General features: G+C 72.1%; 11 protein-coding genes. 7 read left to right on the forward strand and 4 right to left on the reverse strand.

Annotated elements, in window-relative coordinates:
- The first annotated feature begins 409 nt into the window (after nt 1–409).
- From LDO26_RS04575 to LDO26_RS04595, 5 genes are all read left to right on the forward strand, one after another.
- Nucleotides 410–1,744: a TolC family protein gene (locus LDO26_RS04575; RefSeq protein ID WP_435594029.1), complete on the forward strand. Its 1,335-nt coding sequence runs from the start codon at nt 410–412 to the stop codon at nt 1,742–1,744.
- Entirely contained in the window at nt 1,741–2,757 is a 1,017-nt protein-coding gene (locus LDO26_RS04580) for an HlyD family secretion protein (protein ID WP_232129894.1), read from the forward strand. The genes LDO26_RS04575 and LDO26_RS04580 overlap by 4 nt, the downstream gene beginning before the upstream one ends.
- Entirely contained in the window at nt 2,742–3,929 is a 1,188-nt protein-coding gene (locus LDO26_RS04585) for an ABC transporter permease (RefSeq protein WP_232129895.1), read from the forward strand. The genes LDO26_RS04580 and LDO26_RS04585 overlap by 16 nt, the downstream gene beginning before the upstream one ends.
- Nucleotides 3,926–5,050 (forward strand): ABC transporter permease, encoded by a 1,125-nt coding sequence (locus LDO26_RS04590; protein WP_232129896.1) that lies wholly within the window; start codon nt 3,926–3,928, stop codon nt 5,048–5,050. Before LDO26_RS04585 ends, LDO26_RS04590 begins: the two co-directional genes overlap by 4 nt.
- Before the next feature lie 61 nt (nt 5,051–5,111).
- Nucleotides 5,112–6,167 (forward strand): metal-dependent hydrolase, encoded by a 1,056-nt coding sequence (locus tag LDO26_RS04595; protein WP_232129897.1) that lies wholly within the window; start codon nt 5,112–5,114, stop codon nt 6,165–6,167.
- 78 nt (nt 6,168–6,245) lie between these two features.
- Here LDO26_RS04595 and dusB read toward each other — a convergent pair whose 3' ends face one another.
- The 4 genes from dusB to LDO26_RS04615 all read right to left on the reverse strand — a co-directional run bounded on the left by dusB (nt 6,246) and on the right by LDO26_RS04615 (nt 10,898).
- The gene (gene dusB / locus LDO26_RS04600; protein ID WP_232129898.1) at nt 6,246–7,259 is read right to left on the reverse strand and encodes a tRNA dihydrouridine synthase DusB; all 1,014 of its coding nucleotides are present in this window, start codon (nt 7,257–7,259) and stop codon (nt 6,246–6,248) included.
- Nucleotides 7,260–7,297: 38 nt separating this feature from the next.
- Entirely contained in the window at nt 7,298–8,248 is a 951-nt protein-coding gene (locus LDO26_RS04605; RefSeq protein ID WP_232129899.1) for a ribokinase, read from the reverse strand.
- A gap of 58 nt (nt 8,249–8,306) precedes the next feature.
- A complete protein-coding gene (locus LDO26_RS04610; protein ID WP_232129900.1) occupies nt 8,307–9,605 on the reverse strand; it encodes a NupC/NupG family nucleoside CNT transporter in 1,299 nt (432 codons plus the stop codon).
- Nucleotides 9,606–9,764: 159 nt separating this feature from the next.
- A complete protein-coding gene (locus LDO26_RS04615; protein WP_232129901.1) occupies nt 9,765–10,898 on the reverse strand; it encodes a GGDEF domain-containing protein in 1,134 nt (377 codons plus the stop codon).
- Between the two features lie 144 nt (nt 10,899–11,042).
- Here LDO26_RS04615 and LDO26_RS04620 point away from each other — a divergent pair, with 144 nt between their 5' ends.
- On the forward strand, nt 11,043–12,035 hold the full coding sequence (locus LDO26_RS04620; RefSeq protein WP_232129902.1) for an aldo/keto reductase: 993 nt from the start codon (nt 11,043–11,045) through the stop codon (nt 12,033–12,035).
- 129 nt (nt 12,036–12,164) lie between these two features.
- Nucleotides 12,165–12,386 (forward strand): hemin uptake protein HemP, encoded by a 222-nt coding sequence (gene hemP / locus LDO26_RS18275; RefSeq protein ID WP_435594027.1) that lies wholly within the window; start codon nt 12,165–12,167, stop codon nt 12,384–12,386.
- The last annotated feature ends 109 nt before the right edge of the window (nt 12,387–12,495 follow it).

The raw sequence follows: 12,495 nt of genomic DNA on the forward strand, positions 1-12,495 counted from the left end.
CGCATGGGCCGACCTACGCAGCCGTCTTCTCCGGTCATCGGCGAGGGCCAACGCTGCGCGTTGTCAAGAACCGCTCCCTGCGGTTCTTTGGCGCAGCTTCATGATGTGACTCCCAGGATACGGTGGCGTACAGTCGTGATGCCGCGTGGTGCACGGTACCTTGCAGCGACAGGACGGGATGCATGGAAACCGGAAGGCAAGGATGGCGGCGGTACGAACGATGGATGATGGAAGCAGGGATGCCGGCGTGGAGATCGGGCGGCATCGGGGCGTGGGGATTTTCCGGGCAATGACGCGAATCGGGATGCGAACGACGAAGGTGCTGCTGGCCGTCGGGCTGGCGGCCAACTGCCCACTGCCGGCCATCGCGGCGGACGATCCGCCGCAGGAGCTGCTGCAGCCGGGCGCTATGCAACCGGGCGCGCCACCACCACAGCAGGGCACCGCGGTCCCGCTGAGCTATGCGCAGGCCGAGCAGCACCTGTTCGAGCGCTCCGATGCGCTGATGGCCGCCGACGCCAACGTGCGCGGCCTTGCGGCCGAGCATGCGGCCACCCGCCGGCTGCGGGTGCCCGACGTCAGCGCCGAGATCCGCAGGATGCGGTTCCAGAAGACCGTCGAGCTGCCGCTCGGCTCGCTGGCGCCGGTCGCCGAGGTGTTCGGCATCCCTTCGCCGCTGACGTTCGAGTTCGACGACTGGCGCACGCGGCCGCTGTTGACCGCGACGATGCCGCTGTACACCGGCGGCCTCATTCCCGCTGCGCAGGGCGCCGCGGAGGCGGCGGTCGGACAGGCCGACGCCGAGCGCCTGCTGCAGCAGCAGACGCTGGCGGTGCAACTGGTGCACGCCTACTACGGCCAGCAACTGGCCGAGCAGGCGCTGGCGATCCGCACCGCGGTGCGCGATGGCCTGCAGCGGCACCTCGACGATGCGCTGCGGCTTGAACAGGAAGGCTTCGCCAGCCGCGCCCAGCGGCTGCAGGCCACGGTCGCCCGCGACAAGGCCGAGCGCGAGTACCGCAAGGCGCGCAACGATCTCGACAGCACGCGGGCGACGCTGGCGCTGCTGCTGCATGCCGGCGGCGACGTGCAGCCGGTCAGCCCGCTGTTCGTGCATGCGGCGCCGGTCGGCACGCTGGAGGCGTTCATCGACGCGGCCGAGGCCTCGCATCCGCAGGTGCGCCGGCTGCAGTCGATGGTGGCCCAGGCCGGCCATGGCGTGCGCGCCCAGCAGGCGCAGTACAAGCCCACGATCTACGCCTTCGGCCAGTACGATTTCCGGCGCCAGGACGCGTTCCTCGACGATCCGGACTGGGCCTTCGGCATCGGCCTGAAGTACACCTTCCTGTCGGGGCAGGGCCGTTCGCAGAAGCTGTCGGCGGCACGCGCGAAACACGACGAGGCCGAGGCGGGCCTGCGCGAGGCGCGCAACCAGCTGCGCATCGGCGTGACCCAGGCCTGGAATGCGCTGGAAACCGCGCGCGTGCAGTACCAGCTGCTCGACAGTTCGATCGCCGAGGCGGCCGAGAACCTGCGCCTGCAGGAACTGTCGTTCCGCGAGGGCATGGCGACCTCGCTCGACGTCATCGATGCGCGCCTGACCCTCGGCGGCGCGCAGGTCGAGCGCGCCGAGGCCGCCTATGCCTACGACGTCGCGCTGGCCGAGCTACTGCAGATGAGCGGCCAGACCGCCCGCTTCGACGCCCTGTCCCGAACCGCAACAGCCCAGGTGGTCGCCCCATGAGCCAGAACCCGTCCTCCGATCCGCAGCCGCACGCGCGTCGCCGCCGGCTGTTGCCGGCCGTCGTCGTGCTGGTTGTCGTGGTGGTGGTGCTTGGCGTGTGGCTGGCGTTCCGGCCCGGGCAGGGCCAGGTGCAGGGCATGGTCGATGCCGACAGCCTCAACGTGGCCGCGAAGGTCAGCGCCCGGCTGGCGGCGGTGCACGTGCGCGAGGGCGACCGGGTCGAGGCCGGGCAGCTACTGTTCGAGCTGGACTCGCCCGAGGTCGCGGCCAAGGCGCAGCAGGCCGGCGCGGTGCGCGACGCCGCGCAGGCGCAGGCCGACAAGGCCGATGCCGGCGCGCGCGAGGAGGACATCCGCGCCGCCGAGGCCGAATGGGAGCGCGCGCGGGCCGGCAATGCGCTGGCGCAATCCACGTTCCGGCGGCTCGACCGGCTCTACGGCGAGGGCGTGGTCAGCCGCCAGCGGCGCGACGAGGCCCAGGCGCAGGCGCGCAGTTCCGCCGGCCTGGAAGCCGCCGCGCGCGCCCAGTACGACATGGCCCGTGCCGGCGCGCGCAGCCAGGACAAGGCCGCGGCCCACGCCCAGGTGCGCCAGGCCGAGGGCGCGGTCGCCGAAGTGGAGGCCGCGGAGGCCGAGGTGCGCGGACACGCGCCGGCCGCCGGCGAGATCAGCCGGCGCATGGCCGACGTCGGCGAGATCGTCCCGGCCGGCTACCCGGTGTTCAAGCTGGTCGACATCGACCATCCCTGGGTCTCGCTGTTCCTGCGCGAGGACCAGTTCCACGGCGTCGCCCCGGGCATGCGCGTGCATGGCGACGTGCCCGCACTGGGCCGCAAGGCGGTCGAATTCGAGGTCTACTACGTCAGCCCGGCCGGCGACTACGCCACCTGGCGCGCGACCCGGCAGTCGGCCGGTTTCGACGTGCACAGCTTCGAGGTGCGGGCGCGGCCGGTGGATAAGGTCGACGGCCTGCGCCCGGGCATGAGCGTGCTGTTCGCATGGCCGCAGGGCTGACCGGCTGGGGCGAGGCGCTGCTGGCCGCGACGCGGCGCGAACTCGGGCGGCTGCGCCGCGACCGGTGGGATCTGGCGCTGGTGACCTGGCTGCCCTGGGGCCTGCTGCTGGTGCTGGCGTTGCTGATGGGCGACGGGGTGATGCGCGACCTGCCGATCGCGGTGGTCGACCAGGACCGCAGCGCCGAGAGCCGCGAACTGGTGCGGATGCTCGATGCCAGCCCCGGATTGGAGGTGGTCGCGGCGCCGCTCTCGCTGGAGGCGGCGTGGCCGCTGGTGCGCAAGCTCGACGTGTTCGCGGTCGTGCACATCCCGCCGCGCGCCGCGCGCGAGGTCGCGCGCGGGCAGGCCGGCACGCTGCTGGCCTACTACAACGCCAGCTACCTGACTGCCGGGCAGTCGGCCGCGCGTGACATCGGCGATGTCGTCGACGCCTTCAACCGCGACGTGGTGGTGTCGTCCGTCGCGCTGGCCGCCGGACCGGCGACGGTGCGCGACGCACCGGTCGCGGTGCAGGCGCGGGTGCTGTTCAACCCCGAGCGCAACCTCGGCCGCTTCCTGCTCGGCCTGCTGGTGCCGGCGCTGCTGCTGCTGGCGGCGATGCTGGCGATGACGACGTCGCTCGGCCGCGAACTGCGCGACGGCAGCCTCGCGGCGTGGCTGGCGCCGCAGCGCTGGCCGTCCGCCGCGGTGCTGGGCAAGCTGCTGCCGTACCTGCTGCTGTTCACCTCCTATGGCGTGGTCGGGGTGCTGCTGTCGGCCTGGCGCGCGGGCGACGCGTTCGGCAATGCCGGGGGCATGCTGGCGCTGCTGGCCGGCATCGTGCTGCTGTACGCGGCGTATGCCAGCGTCTCGCTGCTGCTGGTCGGCCTGACCCGCGACCTCGGCACCTCGCTGTCGATCTGCAGCCTGTACGCCGGCACGGTGATGGCCTTCGCCGGCGCGACCTTCCCGATCAACGACGGCAGCCGTTTCCTGCATGTGTGGAACGCGATCCTGCCGTTCACCCATTTCGTCGTGCTGCAGGCGCGCACCCTCGACATGGGCGGCGCGGCCGGCACATCGCTGGCACCGCTGCTGGCGCTGGCCGCGTTCCTGCCGCTGGCCGGGGTGCCGGGCTACTGGCTGTACCGGCGCGCGGCGCGCCGGGCGGCCGCGGGCGCCGCCGCATGAGCGCGGCAGGCCGCCCGCAGGGGTTCCGCGCCACGTTCGCCTGGACCTGGCGCGCGTTGCTCGGCAACCGCTATGCGGTGGTCACCATGCTGCTGGCCGTGGTGCTGTACTCGGTGTTCTATCCGACCGCCTACCGGAACGAAGTGGCCAGCAGCCTGCCGGTGGTGGTGGTCGACGACGACCGTTCCGCGGAGAGCCGGGCGCTGCTGCGCAAGCTCGACAGCATGCGCGCGATCGAGGTCGTGGGCACGCCGCTGACCCTGGCCGACGCGCGCCGCGCGATCGAATCCGGGCACGCCGAAGGCATCGTCCACATTCCGGGGCGCCTGCAGCGCGATCTCGCGCGCGGCGGCCAGGCGCAGCTGGTGCTGCTGGGCAATGGCGCGTTCCTCGGCCGGGCCAGCAGCGTGCTCGAAGGCATGGGCGATGCGATCCGCGGCTGGGCGGTGGAGGTGGCCACCGCGCAGGCGATGTATGCCGGCGCACCGACCAGCGCGCCGTATACCCTGGTCAAGCGCCCGCTGTTCAACACCCAGGAGGGCTACGGCAGCAGCATCGTGCCCGGGGTGTCGGCGCTGATCGTGCACCAGACCCTGCTGATCGGCATCTGCGTGCTCGGCGGCGGCCTGCGCATGGCGCGGGGCCGGCGGCTGCGGGCGCGCCCGGTGCAGCTGGCGGCCGCGGCCTGCCTGTTCTGGCTGGTCGGCATGACCAGCCTGCTGTACTACACCGGGTTCACGTTCTGGGCGCAGGATTACCCGCGCGGCGGCAACCTGCCGGGCCTGCTGGCCGCCGGTTCGGTGTTCATCGCCGCGATCGTGGCGCTGGGGCTGCTGCTGGCCAGCCTGTTCCGCAGCCCGGAGCGCGCGTTCCAGCTGCTGCTGATGACTTCGGTGCCGCTGTTCTTCCTGTCCAACCTGTCGTGGCCATGGCCGTCGACGCCGGCCTGGCTGCACGCGGCGTCGCAGCTGCTGCCGACCACGCCGGGCATCAACGCGATGGTGCGGCTCAACCAGATGGGCGCCAGCCTGGCCGAGGTCTGGCCGCAGGTCGCGACGCTGGCCGCGCTGGCGCTGGGCTACGGCGCACTGGCGCTGTGGCGCTGGCGCGGCGATGAATGATCGCGGATGACCTGGGAGCGCGCCGTTGCCGCGGCCGGTCCGGGTCGATGATGATGCGTGCATGGATTCCCTGAGCCAGATCCTGCTCGGCGCATCGGTCGCCGCCGCGGTCGTGCCCGCTGCGCACCGCCGCGCCGCGCTGGCTGCGGGCGCGGTGCTCGGCACGCTGCCCGACCTCGACGGCATTCCGGTCGCGCTGATGACCGACGACCCGGTGCTGCGGATGACCCTGCACCGCGGCCTGACCCACTCGCTGCTGGTGCTGCCGCTGGCGGCGACGCTGATCTGGTGGCTGTTCCGCCGTTTCGGCAACGGGCGCGTCGCCGCCTCGCCCACGCGCTGGTTCTGGGCGATCCAGCTCGCGCTGGTCACCCATCCGCTGCTCGATGCCTTCACCGTCTACGGCACCCAGCTGCTGTGGCCGTTGCAGCCGCCGCCGGCGATGTGGTCGAGCCTGTTCATCATCGACCCGCTGTACACGGTGTGGCTGCTGGTCGGCGTGCTGGTCGCGACCGTCGCAGGGGCGCGGCCCGTCGCTGGGCGCGCGCTGGCGTTCGGGCTGGTGCTCAGCTGCGGCTACATCGGCTGGTCGCTGACCGCCAAGGCGCTGGTCGAGCGCGAGGCCGGCCGCGCGCTGGCGGCGATGGGGCTGCAGGATGCGCCGCGCTTCTCGGTGCCGATGCCGGCGACCACGCTGCTGTGGCGGGTCGTGGCGATGACCCCCGACGGCTACGTCGAGGGCTATCGCTCGCTGGTCGCCGACCGCGGGCCGATGCGCTTCACCGCGTACCCGTCCGATGTCGCCGCGCTGCGCGCGAACGCCGACCTGCCGGCGGTACGCCGGCTGTCCTGGTTCAACCACGGTTTCATGGGCGCGCACGTGGTCGACGGCACCCTGCAGCTCAGCGACCTGCGCATGGGCAGCGAACCCGACTACTTCTTCCGTTTCGCGGTCGCCCGCCGCGACGGCGCGGGCTGGACCGCGATCGCGCCGCGTCAGGCGCCGATGGCGCGCGACATCGGGGCGACCTGGCAGGCGACCTGGTCGCGGATCTGGACCGAGCCGGTGGACGCGACCGCCGCCGGCCGTGTCGTGCCGGCCGCCAGCGGGCGCTGAGCGGGGATTGCCGCTTCGCGGATTTCCGGGCCGGAGCCTTTCAACGTCCTTGCGCGATACCGGGCATCGAAGGGATTGTCATGCCGCCTGCGCGGCCTGCCAGTCGCGGCCGTCGATCAGCGCGTCGAAGTAGTCGCGGGTCAGCGCGAGCTGCAGCGCGGCGCTGTCGGCGCGGTTGACCACGGCGCGGAAATGCGCGCGCTGCTCGACGGTGTGCTCCGGCCGGTCCTTCGCGTACCAGCCCAGGTGCTTGCGGGCGATGCGCACGCCGGCGGTCTCGCCGTAGAACGCGTGCAATGCCTGCAGATGGCCGAGCAGGATGTCGCGCACCTCGGCCAGCGACGGCGGCGGCAGGCGCGCGCCGGTGGCGAGGAAATGCGCGATCTCGCGGAAAATCCACGGCCGGCCCTGCGCCGCGCGGCCGACCATCACCGCGTCGGCGCCGGTATGGCGCAGCACCCGCGCGGCCTTGTCGGGCGTGTCGATGTCGCCGTTGGCGATCACCGGGATCGACAGCGCGGCCTTGATCGCGGCGATGGTGTCGTACTCGGCGCTGCCGGTGTAGTGCTGGTCGCGGGTGCGGCCGTGCACCGCGAGCGCGGCGATGCCGGCATCCTCGGCGATGCGCGCGATCGCCGGTGCGTTGCGTTGCGCCGCGCACCAGCCGGTGCGGATCTTCAGCGTCACCGGCACGTCGACCGCGGCGACCACGGCGCGCAGGATGTCGGCCACCAGCGCCTCGTCCTGCATCAGCGCCGAGCCGGCCCAGGCGTTGCACACCTTCTTGGCCGGGCAGCCCATGTTGATGTCGATGATCTGCGCGCCGTGGTCGACGTTGTGGCGCGCGGCGGCGGCCAGTTGCTGCGGCACCGTGCCGGCGATCTGCACGCCGACCGGCGCCGGTTCGCCGTCGTGGTCCATGCGCCGCAGCGATTTGCCGGTGTTCCAGAAGCGGGGGTCGCTGATCGTCATCTCCGACATCGCCATGCCGGCGCCGAGCTGCTTGCACAGCTGCCGGAACGGCTTGTCGGTGACCCCGGCCATCGGCGCCAGGATCACGTTCGGTTCGATGCGGTAGGGCCCGATCTGCATGCGCGCATTGTCGCTGATCGGCGACGGCGCGGCGCGGTCTACGATCGCGCCGACAGCCTCGGCATCGCGACGGCGGCGCCGACCTGCTCGGTCGACAGCCCGGCATAGCGGTTGGCGAAGCGCACGTGCCCGGCGAATGCGGCGCTCGGCGCGGTGGCCAGCGCCGCGGCCAGGGCGCCGCTGAACGCATCGCCCGCGCCGGTGGTGTCGACCACGGTCACCTTGTCGGCGGCGACGCGGTAGAACGGCTCGGCATCGCCGCGGGTCAGGTCGTCGCGGTGCGAGACGAAGGCGCCGGCCGCGCCGAGCGTGAGCACCACGGTGCCGCGCGGCAGCAGGGTGCGGCACAGCCGGTGCAACTGCGCGTCGCCGACATCGACCAGGGTGTCGGCGTCGACCCGGGTGCTGGTGTGGCGTTCCAGCAGCGCGGCGAACTCGGTCTCGTTGGGGGTCAGGATGTCGGCGGCGACCAGCAGTTCGCGCACGCAGTCGGCATTGGCCGGCGCGGGATTGAGCAGGGTCGTCACGCCGGCGGCGCGGGCCATGCGCATCGCCTCGAGCACCGCATCGAGCGGCGATTCCAGCTGCGCCAGCAGTACCTGCGCGTCGGCCAGCGCGTCCGCCTGGCGGGTGACGAAGGCCGCCGACAGGTCGGCATTGGCGCCCGGGCCGACGATGATCGTGTTGTGGCCGTCTTCGGCGACGTAGATGCCGGCGGTACCGGTGCGCTGGCTGCTGTCGTAGGCGCGCAGGGCGATGCCTTCGCTGCCGGCGAGATGGCGTGCCTGGCGGCCGCCGGCATCGTCGCCCAGTGCGCAGATGAAGGTGGTCGCTGCGCCCGCGCGGGCGGCGGCGATGGCCTGGTTGAAGCCCTTGCCGCCCGGGCCGCTGGCGTAGCTGCCGGCGAGCGTCTCGCCGCGCCGCGGCAGGGTGGGGCAGTTCCACACGTGGTCGACATTGAACGACCCGACGACGACGACATGGTTCACACGCACGTTCCTCTGTCACGCGTCCGCCGCGGCGGACGTGATGCCATCGCAACCGCGATCACGCGCCGACGTAGGTCAGCACGCCGGCGATCGTCGCGGTCATCAGGGTGGCGATGGTACCGCCAAGCACGGCGCGCAGGCCGAAGCGCGCCAGGTCCTGGCGACGGTCGGGCGCGAGCCCGCCGATGCCGCCGATCTGGATCGCGATCGAGCTGAAGTTGGCGAAGCCGCACAGCGCGTAGGTCGCGATCAGGCGGCCCTGGTCGCTGAGCACCACGCCGTCGACGCGGCCGTTGACGATGTCGGCCAGCTGCAGGTAGGCGACGAATTCGTTGATGACGATCTTCTGTCCGATCAGCGAGCCGACCACCGACGCGTCCTGCCACGGCACGCCGATCAGCCAGGCGATCGGGGCCAGCACGAAGCCGAAGATCGTCGCCAGGCTGGTCGGCCTGCCGATCGCCTCGGCGATGCCGGTGACCTCGCCGATCCATTCCAGCGGCCAGTTGACCATCGCGATCAGGGCGATGAACGCCAGCAGCATCGCGCCGATGTTCAGCGCCAGGCGCAGGCCGTCGCCGGCGCCGGCTGCGGCGGCGTCGATGATGTTGCTGGTGGTCTTCTCGACCTCCATCTTGACCGTGCCGCGGGTCAGCGGCTCGCGGGTCTCGGGGATCAGGATCTTGGCGATCACCAGCGTCGCCGGCGCGGCCATGATCGACGCGGCCAGCAGGTGCTTGGCGTAGAACGCCTGTTCCTCGGGGTTGCCGCCGCCGAGCATGCCCACGTACGCGGCCAGCACGCCGCCGGCGATGTGCGCCATGCCGCCGATCATCATCGTGATCAGCTCGGACTCGGTCATCCGCGAGATGTACGGGCGCACCGTCAGCGGCGCCTCGGTCTGGCCGATGAACACGCTGGCGCAGACGCTGGTGGTCTCGGCGCCGGAGACGCGCATCACCTTGGTGATCGCCAGCGCCATGATCCGCACGATGAACTGCATGACGCCCAGGTGGTACATCACGCCCATCAGCGCGGCGAAGAAGATGATCGTCGGCAGCACCTGGAAGGCGAAGATGAAGCCGTAGGTTTCGACGTTCATCAGGCTGCCGAAGATGAACTCGGAGCCGGCGTTGACGAACGAGAGGATCTTCACGAAGCCGTGGCCCAGCCAGTCGAACACCTCGCGGCCGCCCGGCACCCGCAGCACGACCGCGGCGAAGGCGATCTGCAGGGCGACGCCGGTGGCCACCAGCTTCCAGTCCACGCGGCGCTTGTTGTTGGAGAACAGCCACGTGATCGCGAGCAGCACGGCCAGTCCGAACAGGCCGAAGCCGATCCGCGTCAAGTCTTCCATTCGTGGCCCCCGGGCCCCAACGTCAAGTGGCGCAGACTAGTCCAGCCGGCCGGTGGCGGCAACCGCGCCGGCCGGCGCCGGTGCGGCCGCGATCGCGGCGCGCCTTGCCGCGGGCGTTCGCTGGCGGCCGCAGCGGGCGGGCGATTGGCGCTCGGTCTCTCATTCATCGCGGGCGACGATGCGATCGCGGCCGGCACGCTTGGCCTGCTGCAGGCGGCGGTCGCCGACGGTCAGCAGCGCCGACGGATTGCCGCCGTCGTGCGGAAACGCGGCCAGGCCGGCGCTGAAGCTCAGCGGCAGGGTGGCGCCGGTGCGGTCGGCGACGAGGGCGGCATGGGCCAGCGTGCGCCGCGCGCGATCCAGCCGTTCCCAGGCGCTGCCGGCGGGGCCGCGCAGCAGCATCACGAACTCCTGCCCGCCGATCCGCGCCAGCGATTCGTCGTCGCCGGCCAGCGACTGCAGCCAGGCGGCGAAGCGGCGGATCGCCTGGTCGCCGCCGCGCGGGCCGGCCTCCTCGTTGATCCGGCGGAAGTTGTCCAGGTCGATCAGCGCCAGCGTCAGCGAGTGTCCCTCGCGGCGCGCGGCGTCCAGCACCCGGGTCATGTGCTGCAGCAGCCAGGCCCGGTTCGGCAGGCCGGTCAGGCTGTCGCGACCGGACAGGTCCACCAGCCGCTGCATGCGGTAGACGATGGCGCAGGCGACCAGGGTCATCATCGCCAGCAGCACCAGCCGCTCGACCTGGCCGGCCGTCGACACCATGCCGTAGCCGATCGACACCAGCCTCTCGCGCGGCACCAGGTACCAGATCGCCAGCGCCAGCCCGCCGTACTGCAGGATCGCCAGCGCGCCGCTGCCCAGCGCCAGGCGGCCGTCGTTGCGCAGCGCGGTCACCGCGATCGCCAGCATGTAGAAGTTCCACACCACCACGCTGTTGAGCGCCGCGGCGGGCTCGCGCGTGGCCAGCAGCGCCAGCACCAGCGTGGTCATGCTGATGTCGTAGGCGCTGGTGGCGTAGGACAGCCACGGGTGGCGCCGCGGGCGCCGCGCCAGCGCCAGCCACACCTGGGCCATCAGGTTGACGAACACCGCCAGCGCCAGGCCGGCAAGGACGTCGCGCATGCCCATGCCGCCCAGCGCGGCAGCGAGCGGCAGCAGCAGCACCAGCAGCGACAGCAGCGCACGCAGCCGCGCGATCATCAGCTCGCCGCCGGCGCCCAGCTCCAGCATGACTTCGTCCGCACGCCCCAGCAGCGTGGCGATGACACCTTGACGTTCCCGGTCGGGTGCGCGCATCGGGGCGATCGGTCGGACGGCAGGCTGCAGCATAGCGCGGGGCCGGTCCGATGCCATCGGCCGCCGGCGCCGGACGGCCCGCCGCGCGGCCGCGTGCACGGCCACTTGCATACACTGCAGGCCCGTCCCGTCCAGGAACCGCCCATGCAGTACCGCCGTCTCGGCTCGTCCGGCCTCCAGCTCTCCGCGCTGTCGTTCGGCGCCTGGGTGACGTTCGGCAGCCAGGTCGGGCGCGGCGAAGCCCGCAACCTGGTCGCCGCGGCCTGGGACCACGGCATCAACTTCTTCGACAACGCCGAGGGCTATGCCAACGGCGAGGCCGAGCGGGTCATGGGCGACGTGATCGCCGACCTGCGGCTGCCGCGCGACGGCTACTGCGTGTCGAGCAAGGTGTTCTTCGGCGCGGCCGCCGATCCCGCACCGACCCAGCGCGGACTGTCCCGCAAGCACGTGCGCGAAGCCTGCGACGCGGCGCTGGCGCGGTTGCGCGTCGACCACCTCGACCTGTTCTTCTGCCACCGCCCCGATCCGGACACGCCGGTCGCGGAGACCGTCTGGGCGATGGACACGCTGATCCGCCAGGGCAAGGTGCTGTACTGGGGCACGTCGGAGTGGCCGGCCGCGCTGATCCGCGAGGCCGCGCAAACCGCGCGCGCCCATCACCTGCACGGCCCGACGATGGAGCAGCCGCAGTACAACCTGCTGCATCGCGAGCGCGTCGAGCAGGAATACGCGCCGCTGCATGGCGAGTTCGGCCTGGGCTTGACCACGTGGTCGCCGCTGGCCTCGGGCCTGCTGACCGGCAAGTACGCGGCCGGCGTTCCCGTCGACAGCCGGCTGGGACTGCCGCACATGGAATGGCTGCAGCGCAGCGTGATCGGCGATGCCGGCGAGCGCCGGCCCGAGCGCGCGCAGCGTTTCGTCGCGCTGGCTGCCGAACTGGGCGTGGCGCCGGCACCGCTGGCGATCGCCTGGTGCCTGCGCAACCCGCAGGTGTCGTCGGTGCTGCTGGGCGCGAGCCGGGTCGGGCAACTGGTCGAGAACCTGGCGGCGCTGGATGTCGTCGATCGTCTCGACGAAGCGGCCTGGGTGCGCGTGGAGGCGGCCGTTGATTCCGCGGCGGGAAGCCCCGCGTAGGGCGGTTCCAGTCCCGTCACCGGGTCGCCCGGCCGGGCGGGTCGAACACCGTCCTGCTTCTGGATGCGATTAGGTCTTGACAGGAAAATGAGAACCATTATCGTTGGAGCCTCCAACAGGAGAGCCCCGATGCCCGTTTCCCGGTTCCAGGTCGCCCCCGCGTCGCCGCGCGACGTTCGTGACGGTGGCAACGTCCACCACCTTGCCGCCCGCGCGCCCGAGGCCGCGGACGTGGCCGAGCTCGACAGCCTGCAGTTGCTCGATGGCCAGCGCGAGGTGCGCATCCGCCATGGCAACGAGATCTACCGCCTGCGGCATACCCGCAACGACAAGCTGATCCTGACCAAGTAAGTCCTGTCGCGGCAGCGACAGCGGCACGGGCGCAAGACCGTCCGGCGGCGTGCCTCCGCGCTGCGGGCGTCGGCTTGCGCCGGCCGCCACCCTCTCTCCAGCAAGGCCG

It is taken from the genome of Proluteimonas luteida, from assembly GCF_021191695.1.
Classification (GTDB): Bacteria; Pseudomonadota; Gammaproteobacteria; order Xanthomonadales; family Xanthomonadaceae; genus Luteimonas; species Luteimonas luteida.

Coding starts and splice junctions, on each gene's coding strand:
- LDO26_RS04575 (WP_435594029.1), top strand. CDS start 410: ATGCAACCGGGCGCGCCACCACCACAGCAGGGCACCGCGGTCCCGCTG.
- LDO26_RS04580 (WP_232129894.1), top strand. CDS start 1,741: ATGAGCCAGAACCCGTCCTCCGATCCGCAGCCGCACGCGCGTCGCCGC.
- LDO26_RS04585 (WP_232129895.1), top strand. CDS start 2,742: ATGGCCGCAGGGCTGACCGGCTGGGGCGAGGCGCTGCTGGCCGCGACG.
- LDO26_RS04590 (WP_232129896.1), top strand. CDS start 3,926: ATGAGCGCGGCAGGCCGCCCGCAGGGGTTCCGCGCCACGTTCGCCTGG.
- LDO26_RS04595 (WP_232129897.1), top strand. CDS start 5,112: ATGGATTCCCTGAGCCAGATCCTGCTCGGCGCATCGGTCGCCGCCGCG.
- dusB (WP_232129898.1), bottom strand. CDS start 7,259: ATGCAGATCGGGCCCTACCGCATCGAACCGAACGTGATCCTGGCGCCG.
- LDO26_RS04610 (WP_232129900.1), bottom strand. CDS start 9,605: ATGGAAGACTTGACGCGGATCGGCTTCGGCCTGTTCGGACTGGCCGTG.
- LDO26_RS04615 (WP_232129901.1), bottom strand. CDS start 10,898: ATGCGCGCACCCGACCGGGAACGTCAAGGTGTCATCGCCACGCTGCTG.
- LDO26_RS04620 (WP_232129902.1), top strand. CDS start 11,043: ATGCAGTACCGCCGTCTCGGCTCGTCCGGCCTCCAGCTCTCCGCGCTG.
- hemP (WP_435594027.1), top strand. CDS start 12,165: ATGCCCGTTTCCCGGTTCCAGGTCGCCCCCGCGTCGCCGCGCGACGTT.